Origin of the sequence: Bacillus sp. PS237, assembly GCF_037963345.1 — a bacterium.
GTDB lineage: Bacteria > Bacillota > Bacilli > Bacillales > Bacillaceae > Bacillus > Bacillus subtilis.
The window spans coordinates 390,470-409,559 of record NZ_CP150156.1 but is presented as its reverse complement, the minus strand read 5'-3'; the positions used below and the strand labels follow the sequence as shown (position 1 = coordinate 409,559).

The 19,090-nt window shown below is 49.0% G+C and carries 10 protein-coding genes and 1 pseudogene; 5 read left to right on the top strand and 6 right to left on the bottom strand.

The features are described from left to right. Positions 1-11: 11 nt before the first annotated feature. From tcyC to NST22_RS02055, 3 genes are all read left to right on the top strand, one after another. Entirely contained in the window at positions 12-755 is a 744-nt protein-coding gene (gene tcyC / locus NST22_RS02065) for a cystine ABC transporter ATP-binding protein TcyC (protein ID WP_003246629.1), read from the top strand. A 320-nt stretch (positions 756-1,075) separates the two neighbouring features. Next, positions 1,076-1,723 carry a YitT family protein gene (locus NST22_RS02060; RefSeq protein ID WP_003246558.1) on the top strand — a complete coding sequence of 216 codons (648 nt, stop codon included), beginning with the start codon at positions 1,076-1,078 and terminating at the stop codon, positions 1,721-1,723. A 104-nt stretch (positions 1,724-1,827) separates the two neighbouring features. Continuing rightward, on the top strand, positions 1,828-2,502 hold the full coding sequence (locus NST22_RS02055) for a 4'-phosphopantetheinyl transferase (RefSeq protein WP_003246659.1): 675 nt from the start codon (positions 1,828-1,830) through the stop codon (positions 2,500-2,502). Here NST22_RS02055 and NST22_RS02050 read toward each other — a convergent pair. After that, a complete protein-coding gene (locus NST22_RS02050) occupies positions 2,497-3,831 on the bottom strand; it encodes a PLP-dependent aminotransferase family protein (RefSeq protein WP_003246711.1) in 1,335 nt (444 codons plus the stop codon). The genes NST22_RS02055 and NST22_RS02050 overlap by 6 nt on opposite strands. A 123-nt stretch (positions 3,832-3,954) precedes the next feature. Here NST22_RS02050 and NST22_RS02045 point away from each other — a divergent pair, with 123 nt between their 5' ends. Further along, positions 3,955-4,893, top strand: a complete 939-nt coding sequence (locus NST22_RS02045) for a DMT family transporter (protein WP_003246664.1) — start codon at positions 3,955-3,957, stop codon at positions 4,891-4,893. Positions 4,894-4,946: 53 nt separating this feature from the next. After that, positions 4,947-5,504 (top strand): YcxB family protein, encoded by a 558-nt coding sequence (locus NST22_RS02040; protein ID WP_003246703.1) that lies wholly within the window; start codon positions 4,947-4,949, stop codon positions 5,502-5,504. Positions 5,505-5,518: 14 nt separating this feature from the next. Here NST22_RS02040 and NST22_RS02035 read toward each other — a convergent pair whose 3' ends face one another. The 5 genes and pseudogenes from NST22_RS02035 to comS form a co-directional block, all read right to left on the bottom strand. Beyond that, positions 5,519-6,745 carry an MFS transporter gene (locus tag NST22_RS02035; protein WP_003246562.1) on the bottom strand — a complete coding sequence of 409 codons (1,227 nt, stop codon included), beginning with the start codon at positions 6,743-6,745 and terminating at the stop codon, positions 5,519-5,521. A gap of 100 nt (positions 6,746-6,845) precedes the next feature. Beyond that, a complete protein-coding gene (gene srfAD, locus NST22_RS02030; RefSeq protein WP_003234568.1) occupies positions 6,846-7,574 on the bottom strand; it encodes a surfactin biosynthesis thioesterase SrfAD in 729 nt (242 codons plus the stop codon). A 28-nt stretch (positions 7,575-7,602) separates the two neighbouring features. Further along, positions 7,603-11,430: a surfactin non-ribosomal peptide synthetase SrfAC gene (gene srfAC, locus NST22_RS02025; protein ID WP_003234570.1), complete on the bottom strand. Its 3,828-nt coding sequence runs from the start codon at positions 11,428-11,430 to the stop codon at positions 7,603-7,605. A 36-nt stretch (positions 11,431-11,466) separates the two neighbouring features. Further along, positions 11,467-18,996: pseudogene (gene srfAB / locus NST22_RS02020) on the bottom strand (surfactin non-ribosomal peptide synthetase SrfAB); the annotation flags it as partial. Then, positions 18,942-19,082, bottom strand: coding sequence for a competence protein ComS (gene comS / locus NST22_RS02015; RefSeq protein WP_010886404.1), 141 nt, complete (start codon positions 19,080-19,082; stop codon positions 18,942-18,944). The pseudogene srfAB and the gene comS, both read right to left, overlap by 55 nt. Between the last annotated feature and the right edge of the window lie 8 nt (positions 19,083-19,090).

Here is a 19,090-nt window from a genome sequence, read left to right as displayed (position 1 = left end):
AGGTTCCGAGTATGCTTACCGTTAAAGGATTAAACAAATCATTCGGTGAAAATGAAATTTTAAAAAAGATAGATATGAAGATTGAAAAAGGAAAAGTCATCGCCATACTTGGGCCTTCAGGTTCAGGGAAAACGACGCTGCTCCGCTGCCTGAACGCTCTGGAGATCCCGAATCGCGGAGAGCTTGCATTTGATGATTTCTCCATCGATTTCTCCAAAAAGGTGAAACAGGCGGATATCCTAAAGCTTCGCCGAAAATCCGGAATGGTGTTTCAGGCGTATCACCTGTTCCCGCACCGCACAGCCCTCGAAAACGTGATGGAGGGCCCTGTTCAGGTGCAAAAACGGAACAAAGAGGAAGTCAGAAAAGAAGCGATTCAGCTTCTTGATAAAGTCGGATTGAAGGACAAAATGGATTTATATCCGTTCCAGCTTTCCGGCGGCCAGCAGCAGCGCGTCGGCATCGCCCGCGCACTGGCGATACAGCCTGAGCTCATGCTGTTTGACGAACCGACCTCAGCGCTTGATCCCGAGCTTGTCGGAGAGGTGCTGAAGGTTATCAAGGACTTGGCCAATGAAGGCTGGACCATGGTCGTCGTGACCCACGAAATCAAGTTCGCGCAGGAGGTTGCGGATGAAGTCATCTTCATCGACGGCGGCGTTATCGTGGAGCAGGGACCGCCGGAGCAAATTTTCTCCGCACCAAAAGAAGAACGGACACAGCGGTTCTTAAACCGGATTTTGAACCCGCTGTAATAAGAAAAACAGAGCGTCAGCGCCCTGTTTCAGATTATTGACAAAATCCTAAAACGATATTCGTTTTAGGATTTTGTGATTTTCAGCGTGATTGAAAACCTTTGAAGTCTAGGAAGGGCGAGCATTGGAGCACAGCTAATGTTAAATTCGTGAGCACCGAAGCACAGGCCTGACAACGAATGCAAGGGTTTGCCAACACGCTGAAACAGGGCGCCTCCGGCGGCCCTGTTTTTTTGTTGAGCCCCTTTCGCCTATTCCGCCCTTCTGTCAGATGTGCTACAATGACAATCGACTGATTTTTACGAAAGAAGGGACCTCACGTGAAGCAAGAACTTGTTCTGCGCTGGACATTTTATTTTGCCGGTTTGATCATTTTGGCTTTTGGTGTATCCCTGACGATAGAAGGAAAAGCACTCGGCATTAGTCCGTGGGATGCATTTCATTACAGCCTGTTTCAGCACTTCGGGCTTACCGTCGGCCAGTGGTCCATCATTATTGGAGCGCTCATCGTCGGATTCACGTCATTGTTTACGAGAGCTTGGCCGAAAATTGGTGCCCTCCTGAATATGGTGCTCATTGGTGTATTTATAGATTTTTTCAATTTCATTCTGCCTGCCCTCTCGACCTACACAGGCTCGATCATCGTCTTCTCTCTAGGCGTGGTGCTGATTGGTTACGGCGTCGGTGTTTATGTATCAGCAGGCCTTGGCGCGGGGCCGCGTGATTCACTGATGATGCTGATTACAGAAAAAACCGGCTGGAATGTGCAATGGGTGCGGAACGGCATGGAATTAACCATTTTGTTTGCGGCATGGGGCATGGGCGGACCGATCGGTTTTGGCACCATTTTGACCGCCATCCTCACCGGACTTATTTTGCGTTTTTCATTGCCCCAGTCAATCCAGTTGCTGAATTATGCTGTGGCAAGGCGGACAGCCGCAGTGAAAGCATCTCCGCCTGTACACTAAAACAAAGCCGCCTTGGCTTTGTTTTTTTATTTTCTCCTCTATATGAGTCTTGTGGAAGTATGATAGGATGGTTTTGACAATCTTTTGCAGACGGAGGATCTAGAATGAAGATTTACGGAATTTATATGGACCGCCCGCTTTCACAGGAAGAAAATGAACGGTTCATGTCTTTCATATCACCTGAAAAACGGGAGAAATGCCGGAGATTTTATCATAAAGAAGATGCTCACCGCACCCTGCTGGGAGATGTGCTCGTTCGCTCAGTCATAAGCAGGCAGTATCAGTTGGACAAATCCGATATCCGCTTTAGCACGCAGGAATACGGGAAGCCGTGCATCCCTGATCTTCCCGACGCTCATTTCAACATTTCTCACTCCGGACGCTGGGTCATTTGCGCGTTTGATTCACAGCCGATCGGCATAGATATCGAAAAAACGAAACCGATCAGCCTTGAGATCGCCAAGCGCTTCTTTTCAAAAACAGAGTACAGCGACCTTTTAGCAAAAGACAAGGACGAGCAGACAGACTATTTTTATCATCTATGGTCAATGAAAGAAAGCTTTATCAAACAGGAAGGCAAAGGCTTATCGCTTCCGCTTGATTCCTTTTCAGTGCGCCTGCACCAGGACGGACAAGTATCCATTGAGCTTCCGGACAGCCATTCCCCATGCTATATCAAAACGTATGAGGTCGATCCCGGCTACAAAATGGCTGTATGCGCCGTACACCCTGATTTCCCCGAGGATATCACAATGGTCTCGTACGAAGAGCTTTTATAAATGGCTCATCAACAGCTTGACACCGCGCTCAATATCTTCCGTTTTCACATTGGAAATATTGATTTTTAATAGATTTTCTTTCGGATAATCTGATAAATAATGACGGTCTATCGCCTCAAGGAGAACCCCTTGTTTTTCCAGTCTATGAATCACTCTTGAGGCGGGCAGATCCTGAGGAAGCACCAGATGGGTGTGCATACAGGGTGCCTGCCCGCTGGAGAACGTAAAGCGTCCGCTTCCCAGCTGCCTGTGAGTTCGAATGGCTTGATGTAGCCTCAGCGACCGCTCTTTATAAGAATCTCTGATTTTCTCCTTATGCCTGCCGTACATACCGCTTTTCAGGTAAATCTCCAATGCCGCTTGAGAAATCATCGAACAGTCGATGTCGTTCAGCTTTTTGTACGCATAGAACGTGTCAGTCAGCGCTTCGGGCAAAACAGCCGCCCCCACGCGGAGGCCGGGGAACATCATTTTCGAGAAGCTTTTCAAATAGATGACATGTGAGGACAGATCATATGCGTACAGCGGATCTGCCTTTTTATTTTCCTCCAGATCACCGAGGTAATCATCCTCAACGAGATAGACATCATACGCTTCTGCCAGTCTCACAAGCTCCTGTTTATCACGCTCTGACAATGAGCACCCAAGCGGGTTATGGAAGCGCGGCATCGTATAAAAAAATTTAATCGATTCTGTTTGAAATAACCGCTCAACCTTGGCTATATCAAGCCCTTCTTCCGTTCGTTTCACCCCGATGGCGGGAATCCCAAGTGTCTCAAGCTGTTCGACCATCAAATGGTAGCCCGGCTGTTCAATGGCGATCTTCTCTTTCCCATTTGGGAACGGCATGGCACAAAGCAAGGATAACGCCTGCTGGACACCTGATGTAATGAAAATATGCCGTTCATCCGCAAATACCTGTTGAGTGGCCAAGAGCTTTCGGAGTACGCGGATGAGTGATGGAAGCCCCTTTGGCGTCCCATAAATAAACAAATCGTTTTTGTATGTATCAATCGCTTTGTTGATGCAGTGCTGAAAATCAAGATACGGAAACACATCGGGATCCGGCGCAGATGTGGCAAAGTCGATGGGGCCAGGCTGCCCGCTTTTTGATTTCCCTGACTTTTTCACAATATAATAGCCGCTTTTCGGAACAGAATAGATAAGGTGGCGCTTTTCCAGCTCCTGCAGCGCGCGGATCACTGTGCTTTTGCTGACTTGGTAGCGGGCGGACAGCTGACGGATAGATGGAAGCCTGTCTCCTTCTTGATATGAGGTGCTTTGCATCATCTCCTCTATCCTCGTTAATAGACTCATATATTTCTCCATGCCTTCTCCCCCTGTTTTGTACCGGTACAGTTCATTGTTTTTCTCATTGTACCGTTCTGACCGCGGCCATACAATAAAGGGAGCGACCGGCGCTGCAATTCAGGTAAAGGAGCCCTTCCCATTATGGTTAAACATCAGCAAACCCCCGCTTATATAGCGGCTATTTTATATTCGTTCATTATCGGTTTATCCTTTCTATTCGTAAAAATCGCACTGCAAACAGCAGAGCCGTTTGATATTTTGGCGCATCGGTTCACCATTGCGTTTGCTGCGGCCACTGTACCGATCTTATTCGGCTGGGTAAAGCTATCAATCCGCGTAAAGGACGTCATTGACATTTTGCCGCTCGCCCTGCTGTATCCCGCGTTATTTTTCAGCTTTCAGGCATTCGGCCTTGTGTACTCGTCCTCCTCTGAAGCGGGAATTATTCAGGCAGCCATTCCGATTTTCACGATGGTCTTTGCCGCTTATGTTTTAAAGGAACGCCCAACGTGGACGCAAAAGGGGTTCACGGTTTTATCCGTTGCCGGCGTCATGTTTATTTTTGTGATGAAAGGCGTTGACGTGGAATCAGCCAGCTTAAAAGGGTCTTTGCTGATCCTATTGTCCGCTTTGTCTTCAGCGATGTACAATACTGCTGCCAGAAAAATGACGCAGCGGTTCAAGCTGACCGAGCTCACCTACATCATGTCAGCCATCGGCTTTGTCGTCTTCAACGCCATCGCCCTTGTGCGTCACGGAGCGGCGGGAACAGTCGGCACTTATTTTCTGCCGTTCCGGGAGCCCGGCTTCGTTCTCGCCATTGTGTATTTGGGCGTGCTGTCTTCACTTGTCACTTCATTTCTGTCTAACTATACGCTGTCGCGAATTGAGGCGTTTAAAATGAGCGCTTTTAATCATGTATCTACCATTGTGACGATGATTGCAGGATTTGTGATTCTCAACGAAAGCCTGGCCTGGTATCATCTTGCCGGGGCTGTTTGTATTATGATTGGCGTGGTGGGGAGCAATATCAATCTGGAGAAAAAAACAAAGCGCCCTGGTATGCCTGCAAAAAAATGAGAAATTATGCTAGACTAAAAGGAAAAACATGGTTAGAGGTGTAGGTTTACCGTATGATTCAATATGCTAGTGAAAGTATCAATCTTCCAGGAGAAATCACTTTTAAGGATGTAAGAGAAATCTTTTTTTATCAAATCGCAAAAATATCATGCTTTTACTTTCTATTGTTTTGCGCCATATTTGCTGCAGTTAACTTCATTAACGGATGGCCCCGTATCGTTTATGGAAGTGACGCGCTTAACTTGTTTATGAACAGTATGTTGATTATCGTGATGTCCGTTCTGTTTACACTGCTGCTCCTCCTTCTTCTATATGTGAAGTTTTCCAGAGCATACAAGAAGAACGAACGGATGAAATCCAAAAGAACATATACTCTGAACCAAGAAGGAATTCGTATATGTTCTAAAAAATATGACCTCATTTTCAATTGGGATGAAATTACAGCTGTTTTCGAATATAAAAATATCTTCAGGGTCAATACATCAAGTGGCCAATATATTGCGATCCCCAAACATTTTTTTCACTCCGAAGAGGAGATGAACAGATTCAAGGAGATTATCCTTAAAAATACCGAAACAAAAAAACTCAAATTTAAAAAGGATCAGCATTGACAGTGCTGATCCTTTTATATTGAATGGTGGGTTTCTTTTGCCTTCTGTTTATCTAAAAACGGCACCAGCTCTATTACAGCCGATAAACCCACAAACACGATGCACACAGCGACAATCAGTAAATAACCATGAGTCATGTCAAAAAACAAACCGCCCGCATACACGCTGAGAGCTCCGGCAACCTGATGGATAAAGAAATTGATGCCTAACAGCGATCCGATCAATCCTGTTTGATAGCTTTCCGAAATTGACGCCGCGGTCAGCGGGATCACGCCTGTGTAACTGAGCCCGAATAACAGGATAAACCCGAAGTACCAAAGGTCGCTGTGATGAATTCCGAGAATGGGAATGAGCAGGCAAATGAGGCTGAGCAGCCGAATGAAAAATAAGATGGATAGCATGACGCTTCTGCTGCCGAGGAGATCTGACAGCCAGCCCGCCAATAATCCGCCAATGATGATAAATGCCCCGAACGCGGCCATCATTCCGTTGACATGAGAGACATGCGCATCCTTCAGTATCGGGACGAGGTGAGCATCAATAATTCCCATTGTAAATCCGCAAGTAAACACGCCGAAGTACAGGATATGAATGAGGCGGGATTGCTTCATCACGTTCCAAAACCCTCGCCAATCATAAGATTTTTTCACAGTTTCCGCTTGCGCATGTGGCGGGTGCTTCATCCCAAAGACGAGGAGCGGCAGCAGAACAGCCGCCATGACGATTCCCAAAATGGTATAGGTGCTCTGCCAGCCGGCATGATACGGAGCCGCAGCCCAAATGGGCGAGAGAAGCAGCAGGCCCGCAGAGTTGGCATTGGTCAAAATAGCAAGCGCCAGACCTTTGTGTGTGTCAAACCAACAGCTGATGAAATACTGGGTCGTCACGCCGACCGCGCAGGAATACCCGATTCCGCCAAGCACACCGTAAATGGCGGAAAACACATGAACATTCGGTGAATAAGGAAGCACCAAAAAGCTTGCGCTGATGCAAACAGCTCCCAGCGCCATAATTTTTCTGACACTGAAACGGTCGATAAAAAAACCGACAAAAAACTGGACGATGCCGGTTGTGATCATAAAAATGCTGACAGAAACCGAAATCAGCGACCTGTCGGCATGGAAGGCGTCTGCCATTGGCAGCATAAAAAATTGAAAGGAATTTCTGAATGAGTTCATTCCGATGGCGAAAACAAACGTAAACAGCAATACAAACCATTTCATCCTGGGAGACGTGCGCATGTTTCGACCTGCCTTTATTTGAGTATTTCGACTATTATACCATGCAGAAATTGGCATTCAACACAAAAAAAGCGGAACAGCCGAAGCTGTCCGCTTTTGATCACGGTTGAATGATCGGATGCTGATTCAAGATCGCAAAAATCCGTTCTGCGACTTCTTCCGTTTGTGACAGCAGGAACATGTGCCCGCCGTCAAATTGATGGAATGTGATGTCTTTTGCCCACTTCTTCCACCCTTCCGCATCTCGTATGCATTTTTTATCATCAAGCCCGTTAAAGACATGAACAGGCGACTGGATCTGGGCCAGATCGTAAAGCTCAAATTGTTCAAGAGCCCGGTAATCTGATCGGAAAGAAGGCAGGAAAAAGGACATGACCTCCTTATTTTCAACAAGCTCTGCGGGCATTCCGCCTAATTGGATAATATGATCGAGAAACTGATCATCAGGCAGGTGGGACACTTTCTTCCGCTGAATATGAGGCGGCTGGATTGCAGAAATGATAACCGCCTGCGGAAAGATGCCTTCACGCTCAAGCTTTTGCGCCAGCCTGAAGGTGATCATTCCGCCCATACTGTGTCCGAACAGCACAAACGGCCGATCAGGGCGAAGGTTCAGTTCTTGCTTGTACAAATCCGTCAGCTCTTCGAGATCCTCAATGGCTGACGTTTGATTCGTGCCGTGTCCCGGCGGCTCGGCAGCGAGCATCTCGCACTCCCCCTGCAAAAAAGCATGGAGAGGGCGAAACGACGCCGAATAGCCGCCGGCAAACGGAAAACAGATGAGCTGTGTTTTTTCCGACGCATCAAATGATTTGAAGAGTTGGCTCATTGGCTGTCTCCTCCTTTCATCACTTCATTTATGAAACCGTTACGGTTTGTGTATTAAGAAATTCGAGCAAAATCTCCGCATTCCTATCTAGCGTTTCGCCCTGCAGCATTTCTGCGTGTGTTCCGAAGCCTCTTTTCACACGGTAAACACCTGTTGTAGCTTCTTCCCATGATGCAAGCCATTCCGGCATGTCAAAATCAGCGCCGGAAGTCAACAGATCAATATCTGCTTTCACCTGGCCTGTGCTGATCAGGTTGACGTAGTATGAGTAAAAGGCATGTGTTTTTTGCTTGAGGCCGTGTTTGACGGCTTCGCTGTTGAGCGCTTCATTGTCCCGATTGACATTCATCAACGCTTCGACATCACTTTCAACCGTGCGTCCGTCCAGATCACTGACACCTTGTTTTTTATAGGAATCCACCATGATGATCCGCTGAACAATACGGCCTTGTTCCTCAAGCTTTTTCGCAGCTTCAAACGCCAGGCTGCATCCCGCTGAATATCCAAACAATGTTAAAGGCCCTTCCGGCTGCAGCTTCTGGATCAAATCCGCATAGCGGTCAAGCCGGTCTTCCTCCTCAATAAAATCAAAGGCGCATAGCTTGTATGACGGCAAGCGGCTGGACAGATTTTGGTACATAAGGCCATAGCCCAGAACCGGCGGAAATGCGAAAATGATCTGCTCCTGATCCTGATTCATTATCGTTACATCCTGCAAGCCATCAGAGCCCCCGTTTTTCAAATACGCTGAAATGCCGGCGATCGTCGGCGCTTCAAACAAAAGCTTCACTGGAAGATCAATCCCGAGCTCTTTCTTGATGCGGGACGCGGCGGTCATGGCCTTCAAGGAATGCCCTCCGAGCGCAAAGAAATCGTCATGAATGCCAATTTGCTTTCTGCCGAGAACCTCAGACCATATTTGTGCGATTGTTTCTTCCATCTCGTTCCGCGGTCCAATCCATTCTTCCGCCAGCTGATCCTGATCAGGTTTTGGGAGCAGCCGTTTATTGACTTTCCCGTTCGTCGTTAAAGGAAGCTCATCCAAGAAGGTAAAGGTTTGCGGCACCATGTAAGCAGGAAGCTGTTTTTTCAGGTGCGCCTTCACGTCTTCAGCTGAAAGCTGCGTTCGGTTCACAAGGTAGGCATTGATTGATGCATCGCCAGACTCATGGCGGTCCGCCACAACGACCGCATCTTTCACACCTGGGTATTCCTGCAGCTGCTTTTCGATTTCTTCAAGCTCAATCCGGTGTCCGCGTATTTTGACCTGGTCGTCAATACGGCCGGCGTATTCAATCGTTCCATCCGGCAGCCAGCGCGCTAAATCCCCTGTACGGTAAAGCGTTTCTCCCGGCTTGAACGGGTTCTCGATAAACTTTTCCTTCGTGAGGTCAGCACGATTTACATACCCTTTTGACACGCCCATTCCGCTGATGCACAGTTCACCGACCGCCCCGAATGGCTGGAGCTGGCTTTGCTCATTCAGAATATAAACACTGGCATTGCTGATCGGCTTTCCGATCGGCAATGAGGAGATGGAATCCGGCAGATCATGCACGACGTGAGCTGTCGCAAACACTGTTCCCTCAGTCGGCCCGTAGCAGTTAATCAGCTTGCCCGGCCCCATGATCCGCAGCGCTTTTCTGACATGAGGCACTGACGCGCGCTCTCCGCCGAATAATATACAGCGAAGCCCCTTCATCCAATCCTCTCCCGCATCTGTGAGAAGATTAAATAGTGCGGTTGTCGCAAACATGACATTGACATTCTCTTGCAGGATCAGATCTGTGAGCCGTTCTGTATCAAGCAGCGTATGTTCATCTGCGATAATGAGCCGTGCCGCATTCAGCATAGAAGCATAGAAATCAAAGGTAAATGCATCAAAGGCGTAATTCGAAACAGACAAGAACGTATCCTGATCAGAAAATGCCATGTAGTCTACATGCTTGACCAATCCTTGAATATTGGCATGAGTGGTGATATTGCCCTTTGGCTTTCCGGTTGTGCCGGACGTGTACATGATATATGCCGGATCATTAGGATCAATCGCGGTTGCAGGATCGCTTGCCTGTTCTTCAAACCGTGTTTGATCATCAATGAAGAGCGTTGTGCCTGTATACGGCAGCTCAGCCGCTTGTTCTTTCATCTCCTGATGCGTCAGAAGACAGGCTGCCGCACTGTCAGCCAGCATATACGAGATTCGGTCCTCTGGCAGCTTCGGATCAACCGGCAGATAGGCTGCTCCCGCCTTTAATACACCGAGAATGCCGATCACCAGTTCAAGTGAGCGCTTCGTGTACAGCGCTACAACAGAGCCTTTGCCCGCACCGTGTTTTTGCAGCCGGCGTGCAATGCGGTTCGCTTCCTCATCTAATTCGCGATAAGACAGGGTCTGGCCGGAATACGTAAGCGCCGGTGCATCCGGATTGGCGTTCACTGCTTCCTTGAACCAATACGTCAGAGGCTTTGTTTCATGAGCTTGAGCCGGCGGGTTTAAGCCGGTTAGCAAAAATTCTCTCTCCCTGTCGTCAACGAGGTTGATCGTGCTGACAGGCTGATCAGGATTCTGGATGAGCTGCTGAATTGCTGTAAGAAGCTGAGATTTCAAGCGCAGGATAAACGCCTCATCAAACACATTCTCATTATAGGCAAGCTTAATCAGCATCTCATCTCCCGGGGAAGCCATCAGGTTGAGATCATAATTCGACTTCTCAAAAACATGAACATCCACCATATCAAAGCCGTTTTCACTGCTTTCTTCATTTTTCGCATCCTGAAGCGGATAGTTCTCAAAAACAATGATGTGGTCAATCAGTTTCGGCTGATCGGCCTGGCTTTGGATGTCATAAAGCGGCACATATTGATGCGGCTCGGACTGCAGCGATTGCTCCTGCAGCCGCTTGAGCAAGCCGTTAAATGTGATACCCTCAGACAGCTTCACACGTCTCGGGACAACGTTGATAAACAGCCCGACCATATGTTCAACGCCTTTGATTTCCGCGGGACGCCCTGAAACAACTGTACCGAAGGCCAAATCGCCAGACTGCTGATAGCGGCTGATCAATACGCTCCAGACTGCCTGCAGCGCCGTACTCAAAGTGGTATGCTGCGATTTTGCAAGCTCGGTAAAGGCCTTTGTTTCCGCCTCCGACAGTGAAAAGAGCAGCTCTTTCGGCTCATAGCCGTCCTTTTGTTTCTTTCTTTGCTCCGCAAACGTCGTTTGTCCTTCAAAGCCCTCTAAATATTCGCGCCAGTAACGCAGTGATGCTTGTTTATCCTGCTTTTCAAGCCACTTGATGTAGTCTTTATACGGTTTGACGGGCGGCAGGCTGTACGGCTTTTGTTCGCGCAGAGCATTGTATACCTTAAATAGATCCTGTACGACGATGCCGAAGCACCATCCGTCCAAAATAATGTGGTGGTAGCTCCACACCCATTCAAAGCTTTCTTCAGCTTTCTTGAAAATGGCTGCCCGCATCGGAATATCCCGCGTCAAATCAAAACCCCTGATCTTATCCTGTTCTTTGTACTCATTGATTTTGGCTGTTTGCTCGCTGCCCGTTAAGTGTGTCAGATCGATTTCTTCTATATGGAACTGCCGTTTTTTCAATACGACTTGGACAGGCCTTTTTACTTTTTCGTGAATGAACACGGTACGAAATACATCGTACCGGTCCATGATCACATTCATGCTTTCTTCAAGACATTTGATATTCAAGCTGCCTTTTACTTTCATCGTGATTTGTTCAAGGTAAAAGCTTTGGCCGGGATTCAGGATGGCATGAAAAAGCATCCCTTCCTGCATCGGCGATAGGTAATACATATCTTGAACCTGATCCTTGCTAAATTGACTCATATGTTTCGCTCCCGCCTTCTGTAATTCCCTTGCGTTTTATTTTAAATTCTCCTCAAGCATGTCAAAGATATCTCCCATCTCGTCCATTTCAAGGTCTTCGGCGCTGAAGTCGCTTGGTGTGAATTCCTTGTCTTCTTTTTCCGTGCAATGGCGGATTAGCATCAGGAGGTTTTCTTTAAACCGTTCCATTTGCTCCTCGACTGTAGCTCTTTCAAACTCCTTCTCATTGTAGGAGCAGGAAAGCACAAACCGGCCGTTTCTGATCATGCCGCTGAAGCTTAATGCGTACAGCGCCTCTGATTCTCCGCTTACTTGGCGCCCCATATCGAAAGCGGACGGTTCAAAGAAATCGGTTTTGACTTCACTGTCGAATTGGCCCAAATAGTTGAAGCTGATCTCCGGTGTGAAGCCCTTTGTTTCCGCTGTTTCTGTGAAATAACGAAGAATGCCGTAGCCAACACCTTTGTCCGGAATGCGGCGCAGGTTTTCTTTGACTGTTTTGATCACAGCTGAGGCATCTGCGTCAGATATGTCGAGCACAACAGGGTATTGTGCCGTAAACCAGCCGACCGTTCTGGAGATATTCACATTCGGGATAATGTCCTCCCGGCCGTGTCCCTCAAGGTTAATGCCAATTTTGGCCCCCTTTGTCCATTCTTTCATTGTCAAACCGAGCGCGCTGAGAAGAATATCGTTGATTTCAGTTCCATATGGCTGATGAACATCTGTTAAAAGATGCTTAGTGTCTTCTGCCGTTAATTCACATAGGACAGATGATGTATCCTTGACGATCCGCTGCTCTGTTTCACAATCCTTAGGTAAAGGAGAAACCTGTTCAGCGGCAATTTGCGACCAGTATTCAGCCTGCTGTAAAAGATGCGCTGATTGGCTGAATGCCGCCAGTTCTTCCGCCCAATCCTTGAAGGAGTTTGTTTTTTGCGGGAAGACAAGGCTCTCTTCTTTCTCAGCCTGCATGTAGCCTGAAGCAAAGTCTTCAAGCAAAATCCGCCATGACACACCGTCGACCACGAGATGGTGTACAGCAATGAGCAGGTGATCCCCAGCTTCTGTGCGATATTGCTCCGCCTTTAAAAGCGGCCCGTTTCGCAGATCGAGACTGCTTTGCAGCTTGTTCGCGAGAAGCTTAATCTGGCTTCTCAGCATCTCTTCATCGGAGCCGTACAGATCCACGATTTCGAAGCTGACCTTGCTCTCACCGATCGGTTTATACACCTGAACGATGTCCCCGTTTTCCTCGCGGTAGACCATGCGGAGCGCGTCATGATGCTCGATCAGCGCCTGCAATGTTTTCTCCACCCGTTCAGGATCAAAGCCCTTTTTGGCGTGAAGCATCACCGATTGGTTCCAGTGGTGCTTGTTCGTGAAGTTCTTTTCAAAGAACCAGCGCTGGATCGGCGTCAGGATGACTTCGCCCTCCACCGGGCCTTGGTCTGCCTGTTTGCCTTCGGCACGCTCTACGTACTGGGTGAGCTCTTCGATCGTCGGATGCTGGAAGAGATCTTTCATTTCCAGCTTCCAGCCGTGCTGATTCAAGCGGCTCGCCATTTGAATTCCTTTGATGGAATCTCCGCCAAGCGAGAAGAAATTGTCGGTGACACCGACTTCAGACATTCCAAGCACGTCCTGCCAGATGCCGGCAAGCAGCTCTTCCATGTCGGTCGTCGGCGCTTTGTATTCTCCGCTTCCCGCTTCGATGTCCGGCTCAGGCAAGGCTTTGCGGTCGACTTTGCCGTTTGCCGTAACCGGAAGCTCGTTCAGCGTCACCCAGAACGCCGGGATCATGTAATCCGGCAGGGTTTCCTTTAGTGTTGATTTTAGTGCTTCTATGTCAGCTGTTTCCGGTGTGACATACGCCGCGATCGCTGTATTGCCGCCTTTATCTTTGACAGCTGTCACCGCCGCATCCTGCACCTCAGAAAGCTGGGCGAGCTGGACTTCAATTTCTGAGAGCTCGATCCGGTAGCCGCGGACCTTGACCTGCTGGTCGATCCGGCCGATGTATTCGATGCCGCCGTTCACCCACTTCACCAAGTCGCCGGTGCGGTACATGCGTTCACCCGGCACAAACGGATCAGCGACAAACCGCTTCGCGGTTTCGTCTTCTCGATTCAGATAGCCTCGTGCCAGTCCGCGCCCCGCCACGCAAAGCTCTCCGGCTACGCCTTCCGGCTGCACCTGATTGCCCTCGCCGAGAATGTATACTCTCGTATTGGCAATGGCCCGTCCGATGGAAAGCGAGCCTTCCTCCGGATGGATTTCTGCGCTTGTGGCAACGACCGTATTTTCTGTCGGCCCGTAGTTGTTGACGAGTGTGTACGGCTTTTTCACTGCCCGCTTCAGCTTGTCTCCTCCGGTCAAGAGGACGCGAAGTGATGTGTTCTCAAGCTCCATGAACTGTTCCGCAAGCTGTGTCGGCAGGAACGTGATCGTTACGCCGTTCGTTTCAAAATAATCGTTCAGGCGGACGATATCGAGGCGGATCGCTTCATCAATGACGTGAAGTTCAGCGCCGATCGTCCAGGTCGGGAACATCTCCCAAATGGAAGCGTCGAACCCGAAGCCCGCGTACTTCGCACTGCGGTCCTCCGCTGTCATGCTGAACGCGTCGTGGTGCCAGAAGCACAGGTTCACAAGCGCATGGTGCTCGACCATGACACCCTTCGGCTGTCCGGTCGTTCCAGACGTGTAAATCATGTACGCCAAGTTCTCCGCGGTTACAGCGGTTTCTGGATTTTCCTCGTCGTTTTCATCAAGCGGCAGGCTTAGAATCGTGCGGCTTCCGTCGAGAAGAATGACATCTCCCGTATAGCTGTCCGGCACTGAAATGCCTTCCTGTTTCAAGAGAAGCTTCGCGCCGCTGTCCTGTAAAATATACTCAATCCGCTGATCCGGGTAGTCAGGATCAATCGGCACAAACGCCGCTCCGGCTTTCAAGACGCCGAGCACCGCGGCGGACATTTCAAGCGACGGCTTCGTGAGAACGCCGACGCGGTCATCCGGGCTGATGCCGCAGTCCATCAGAATCCGGGCGAGGCGGTTTGCCTTCGCGTTCAGCTCGCCGTACGTCCAAGATTGGCCGTTGTATGTGACAGCCGGGCGGTCTTTGTGGCGCTGGACAGTCTCTTCGAATAGCTGATGAACCGTTTTGTCTGTCGGCACAGGCAGCGCTTTGCCCTTCCATGCCTCAAGAAGCGCTTGCTTTTCTGTCTCGGTGACCAGTAACAGACTGGAAAGCGGCTGGTTCGGGTTATCCGCAACAGCCTTTAGTAGCCGCAGAACGTATTCGCTCCATTTTTCAGCTGTTTCTTTTGCGAACAGATCTGTCGCATATTCGAGCTGCAAGCCAATGCCATTTTCATCAGTAAATCCGCCCAGTGTCAGATCAAACTTAGAAGTTCCCTGATGAGCCTCATAAGGTGAAATGCTCAGATTTTGCAATGTAAGCTGTTCTTTATCAGGGTTTTCTGTCGTCACCATCACATTAAACAATGGGTTTCGGCTCATATCCCGAGGGAGATCAAGCTGATTAACCAGATCTTCAAACGGATACTCCTGATGCTCAAGGGCTGACAGGTTCGTCTGCTTTGCTAGCTCCAAAAGCTCCGCAAATGTTTGCTGTTCTTTCGCTTCCATTCTCAGGGCAAGTGTATTGACGAACATTCCCGGCATGTCCTGAACATCAGCATTCGTCCGGCCGGCAGTAACGGAGCCGATGACGATATCCCGCTGTCCGGAAATTTTGCTTAAAAAGACGTGGAAAACAGCATGGAGCACCATGTGCAAGGTCGTTCCGGTTTCGGCAAGCAGTTTTTCTACCGCCTTTGCCGTCTCACTTCCCGTACGGAAACGGATCGTATCTCCTTTAAAGCTTTGCACAGGCGGACGGGCATAATCGAGCGGGAGATCAAGCTCTGGCAGCTCGCCTGAAAGAACTGACATCCAGTACGCCTCATGCTCCTTCATCCGTTCTTTTTGCTCAGCTTCATTTTGCCAAACGGCGAAATCTTTATAATGAAGCGTCGGCTCCGGAAGCTGCTCTCCTTTGTAAAGCAGCGCCAATTCTTTTACAAAGATGCCTCTTGAGACGCCGTCTGCGATGATATGATGCATATCTAAAAGCAGCAAATGTTTTTTCGCTTCTATTCGAAGCAAAGCTGCGCGAATGAGCGGTGCGTCGTTTAAGTCGAATGGCCGGATAAATTCCTTAATCTTTTGGTCCGCTTCGTCTTCTTTGGCTTCAAACACATGAAGATCAACCTCCGCCTTCTCAATGATGCGCTGAACAGGCTCACCATTAGCTTCCATAAATGACGTCCGCAATGATTCGTGACGGTTCACAAGCTGATTGAGTGAGTCGCGCAGGCGCGAAATATCAAGCTCTCCTTCCATTAGAAGAACAGATGGCATGTTGTAGCTTATCGTCTGGCGGTCAAGCTGATTGAGCACGTACATTCGTTTCTGTGCGGATGACAATGGATACATATCCTGCTTGTCAGCCGGTTTGAGTACTTGATGGCCGCCTGAAACAGCAGACGCCTCCATATAAGCCGCCAGCTGGCGAACTGTCGGCTGCTCGAACAGTGCTTTAAGCGGTACGCTTTTCTCCAATTCCGCCTGAATGTTGGCAATCAGCATCATCCCTTTTAATGAATGGCCGCCTAAATCGAAAAAATTGTCATCAATGCCGATGGCTTCTATGCCAAGCGTTTTCTGCCAAATGCGGCATAAACTTTCTTCAAGCGCTGTCTCCGGTGCGGCCAAGGCCTTGCCTCCGGATTGTGCCGCGTTAGGCTTCGGCAGAGCGTTTCTGTCGGTTTTTCCGTTTGCCGTCAGCGGAATCGCGTCAACCTGCACAAAGAAAGCAGGAATCATATGAGACGGCAGTGTTAGGGAAAGCTGGTACCGGAGCTCTGCTTTTTCAATATCTTGATCCGACGTATAATACGCGCAAAGCTCTTGAAGACCGCCCTCGGAAACCGCTAGTACAACCGCTTCTTGAATTCCGCTGAGGCTGAGCATGACCGTTTCAATTTCTTTCGGCTCAATGCGGTAGCCTCGGATTTTCACCTGATCATCAGCCCGGCCGATAAATGCAAGCGTACCGTCAGAAAGTCTTCGTACGACATCTCCGGTTTTGTACATGAGGCTTCCCGGCGAATATGGATTTTCTACAAATCTCTCGGCTGTCAGCTGAGGCCTGTTGAGATACCCTCTCGCGAGCCCCTGTCCCGTGATATAGAGCTGTCCGCTCGCTCCAGGCGGCACAAGCTTCAATGCTTCATTTAAGACAAGCGCACCGGCATTCGCAATCGGGCGTCCGATTGTCGGGCGTTTCGCAAATGCATCCGGCTCATACAGATCAACCCGCCCGGCGATGGCGCCGATCGTTGCTTCTGTCGGGCCGTAGTGATTGATAAATTCGGTATGTCCATACATCTTACGGAAGGCGATAACATCAGTCGGGATGATTTTTTCTCCTCCCAAGACGATCAAGCGCAAGGATTCAAAGTTCGCATCTTTTGCAAAACTGGCGGTGTTCACTATTGTATGGAACAGAGACGGTGTCAGCTTGATATAAGTGATCCCATGCTCCTTGATATAGTGCGCTATTTCATCCGGCGCCGTATAGGTTTCCTTCTGGACGATATGGAGCTCGCCCCCGCCCAGAAGTACAGGGAACATGCTCGTATAGCCAAGGTCAAATGCGTAAGATGAAAGCAATACAGTCTTATCATTTTCCGTCAGGCCCGCCTCTTCACTAAACCAAGAGACATAGTTTGTCAGATTACGATGCTCAATCTGCACGCCCTTTGGCTTTCCGGTCGTACCGGACGTATAAATGACGTATGCAAGATTGCGAGACCCGGAAATGGATGATGGGCGCTCCTTGCTTTCATTTCTCCATTTACCGTCATCAAGGCTGACAATTATCCCTTCATATTGCCCAATAGCCGTCATGTTTCTTTCATTCACGACCGCAAATTTTGCTCCGCTGTCCTCTAATGAATAACGGATTCGTTCTTCAGGTGTATCAGGATCAATCGGAAGGAAAGCTGCCCCCGCCTTCATGACACCGAGAATGGATACCATGACTTCAGCTGACCGGTCCATAACAATCGCGACGATGTCTTCATTTCCTGCCCCTTGGGCACGAAGATGATGCGCCAGCTGGTTCGCCTGTTCATCAAGCTCGCGATAGGTCAACAGATTTCCGCCAGCCTTCACCGCAGAATGGTCAGGTGTTTGCTGGGCCTGTTTTTCAAAAAGTGCTGCAAAGGTTGCTTCGGTAATTTGAGTCATATGTCTTTCTTCTAGCAAAGCAGCCGTTTCTGCAGATGAAAGCAGATCTACATCAGACAGCCGAACGTTCGGATTAGCCGCGGCCGCTTTGATGATATTGACAAAGTGGCGGCTCCAGCGGCGGATCGTCTCGTCCTTAAACAAGGCAGTCGCATAGTCAAAGCTTAGGCCGATATCCTCTTCACGCTCGACCGCTTCCAAGGAAAGATCAAATTTCGCAACATGATGAAGCATGGAATACGAGGAAATCTTCAAATCTCCTAATCTTAATGAAGGAATCTCCATATTCTGCATGTTGAACATCACGCTGAACAGCGGACTTCTGCTTGTATCCCTTGTAAGCGGAAGCTTTTCAATCAGCTCCTCAAGCGGATAGCTCTGGTGCTCGAATGCTTGAAGGCTGGCTGTTTTGACCTCTTCAAGGAATTGCGCGAAGGTTTTATCTCCCGCTGGTGCCGTTCTGAGTGCCACCGTGTTGACAAACATACCCGGCACACCTTGCAGATCAGGATGTGTTCTGCCAGCTGTCGGCGAGCCGACAATGATATCATCCTGTGACGCGTACTTGGAAAGGAGTACATTGAACGCCGCCAGCAAAAACATGTACATTGTCGTATCTGTTTCTGCCATGAGCGATTTGATTTGAGCCGTGATTTGCTTATCAAGCCCAAACATCACGCGCTCTCCCGCAAAGCTCCGTTCAGCTGGCCGCTCGAAATCCGCGGGAAGATCCAGTATTGGCAGTTCGCCTTTAAAGACATCGAGCCAGTATTCCTCATCTTTTTGATAATTAGTTTGTTCTTTGTGCCAAACTGCGTAATCTTTATAGTGAATTTGTGGCAGTTCCAGATCTGCGCCTTGATATATTTTGGCAAGATCACCGATTAGAATGCCTGTTGAACTTCCGTCAGTAATAATATGATGCATATCAATGAGCAGCAGGTGGCGTTTTTCTTCCAGCTGGACAAGCTTCGAACGGACGAGCGGCGCGCGGTTTAATTCAAACGGCTGAACAAATGCTTTGATTATCTCTTCCGCGTCTTCTTCCCGTCCCTTGGCAGCCTCCAGCTGGAACGATATGTTTTTATGAACGGTTTGCACAACCTCTCCGTCGATCATGTCAAACGATGTACGGAGGATTTCGTGCCGGTTGATTAATTGCTGAATCGCGTTTTCAAGCCGGTCTTTATCTACTTCTCCCTCCAGCAGAAGTACAGCGGGGACGTTGTAGCTTGTGTTTGCTTGTCCAAGCTGATTGAGGATATACATTCTCCGCTGGGCCGGGGATACAGGATAATGCTGCTGATAAGATGCTTGCCTGATCGGTTCAAACGTCTGC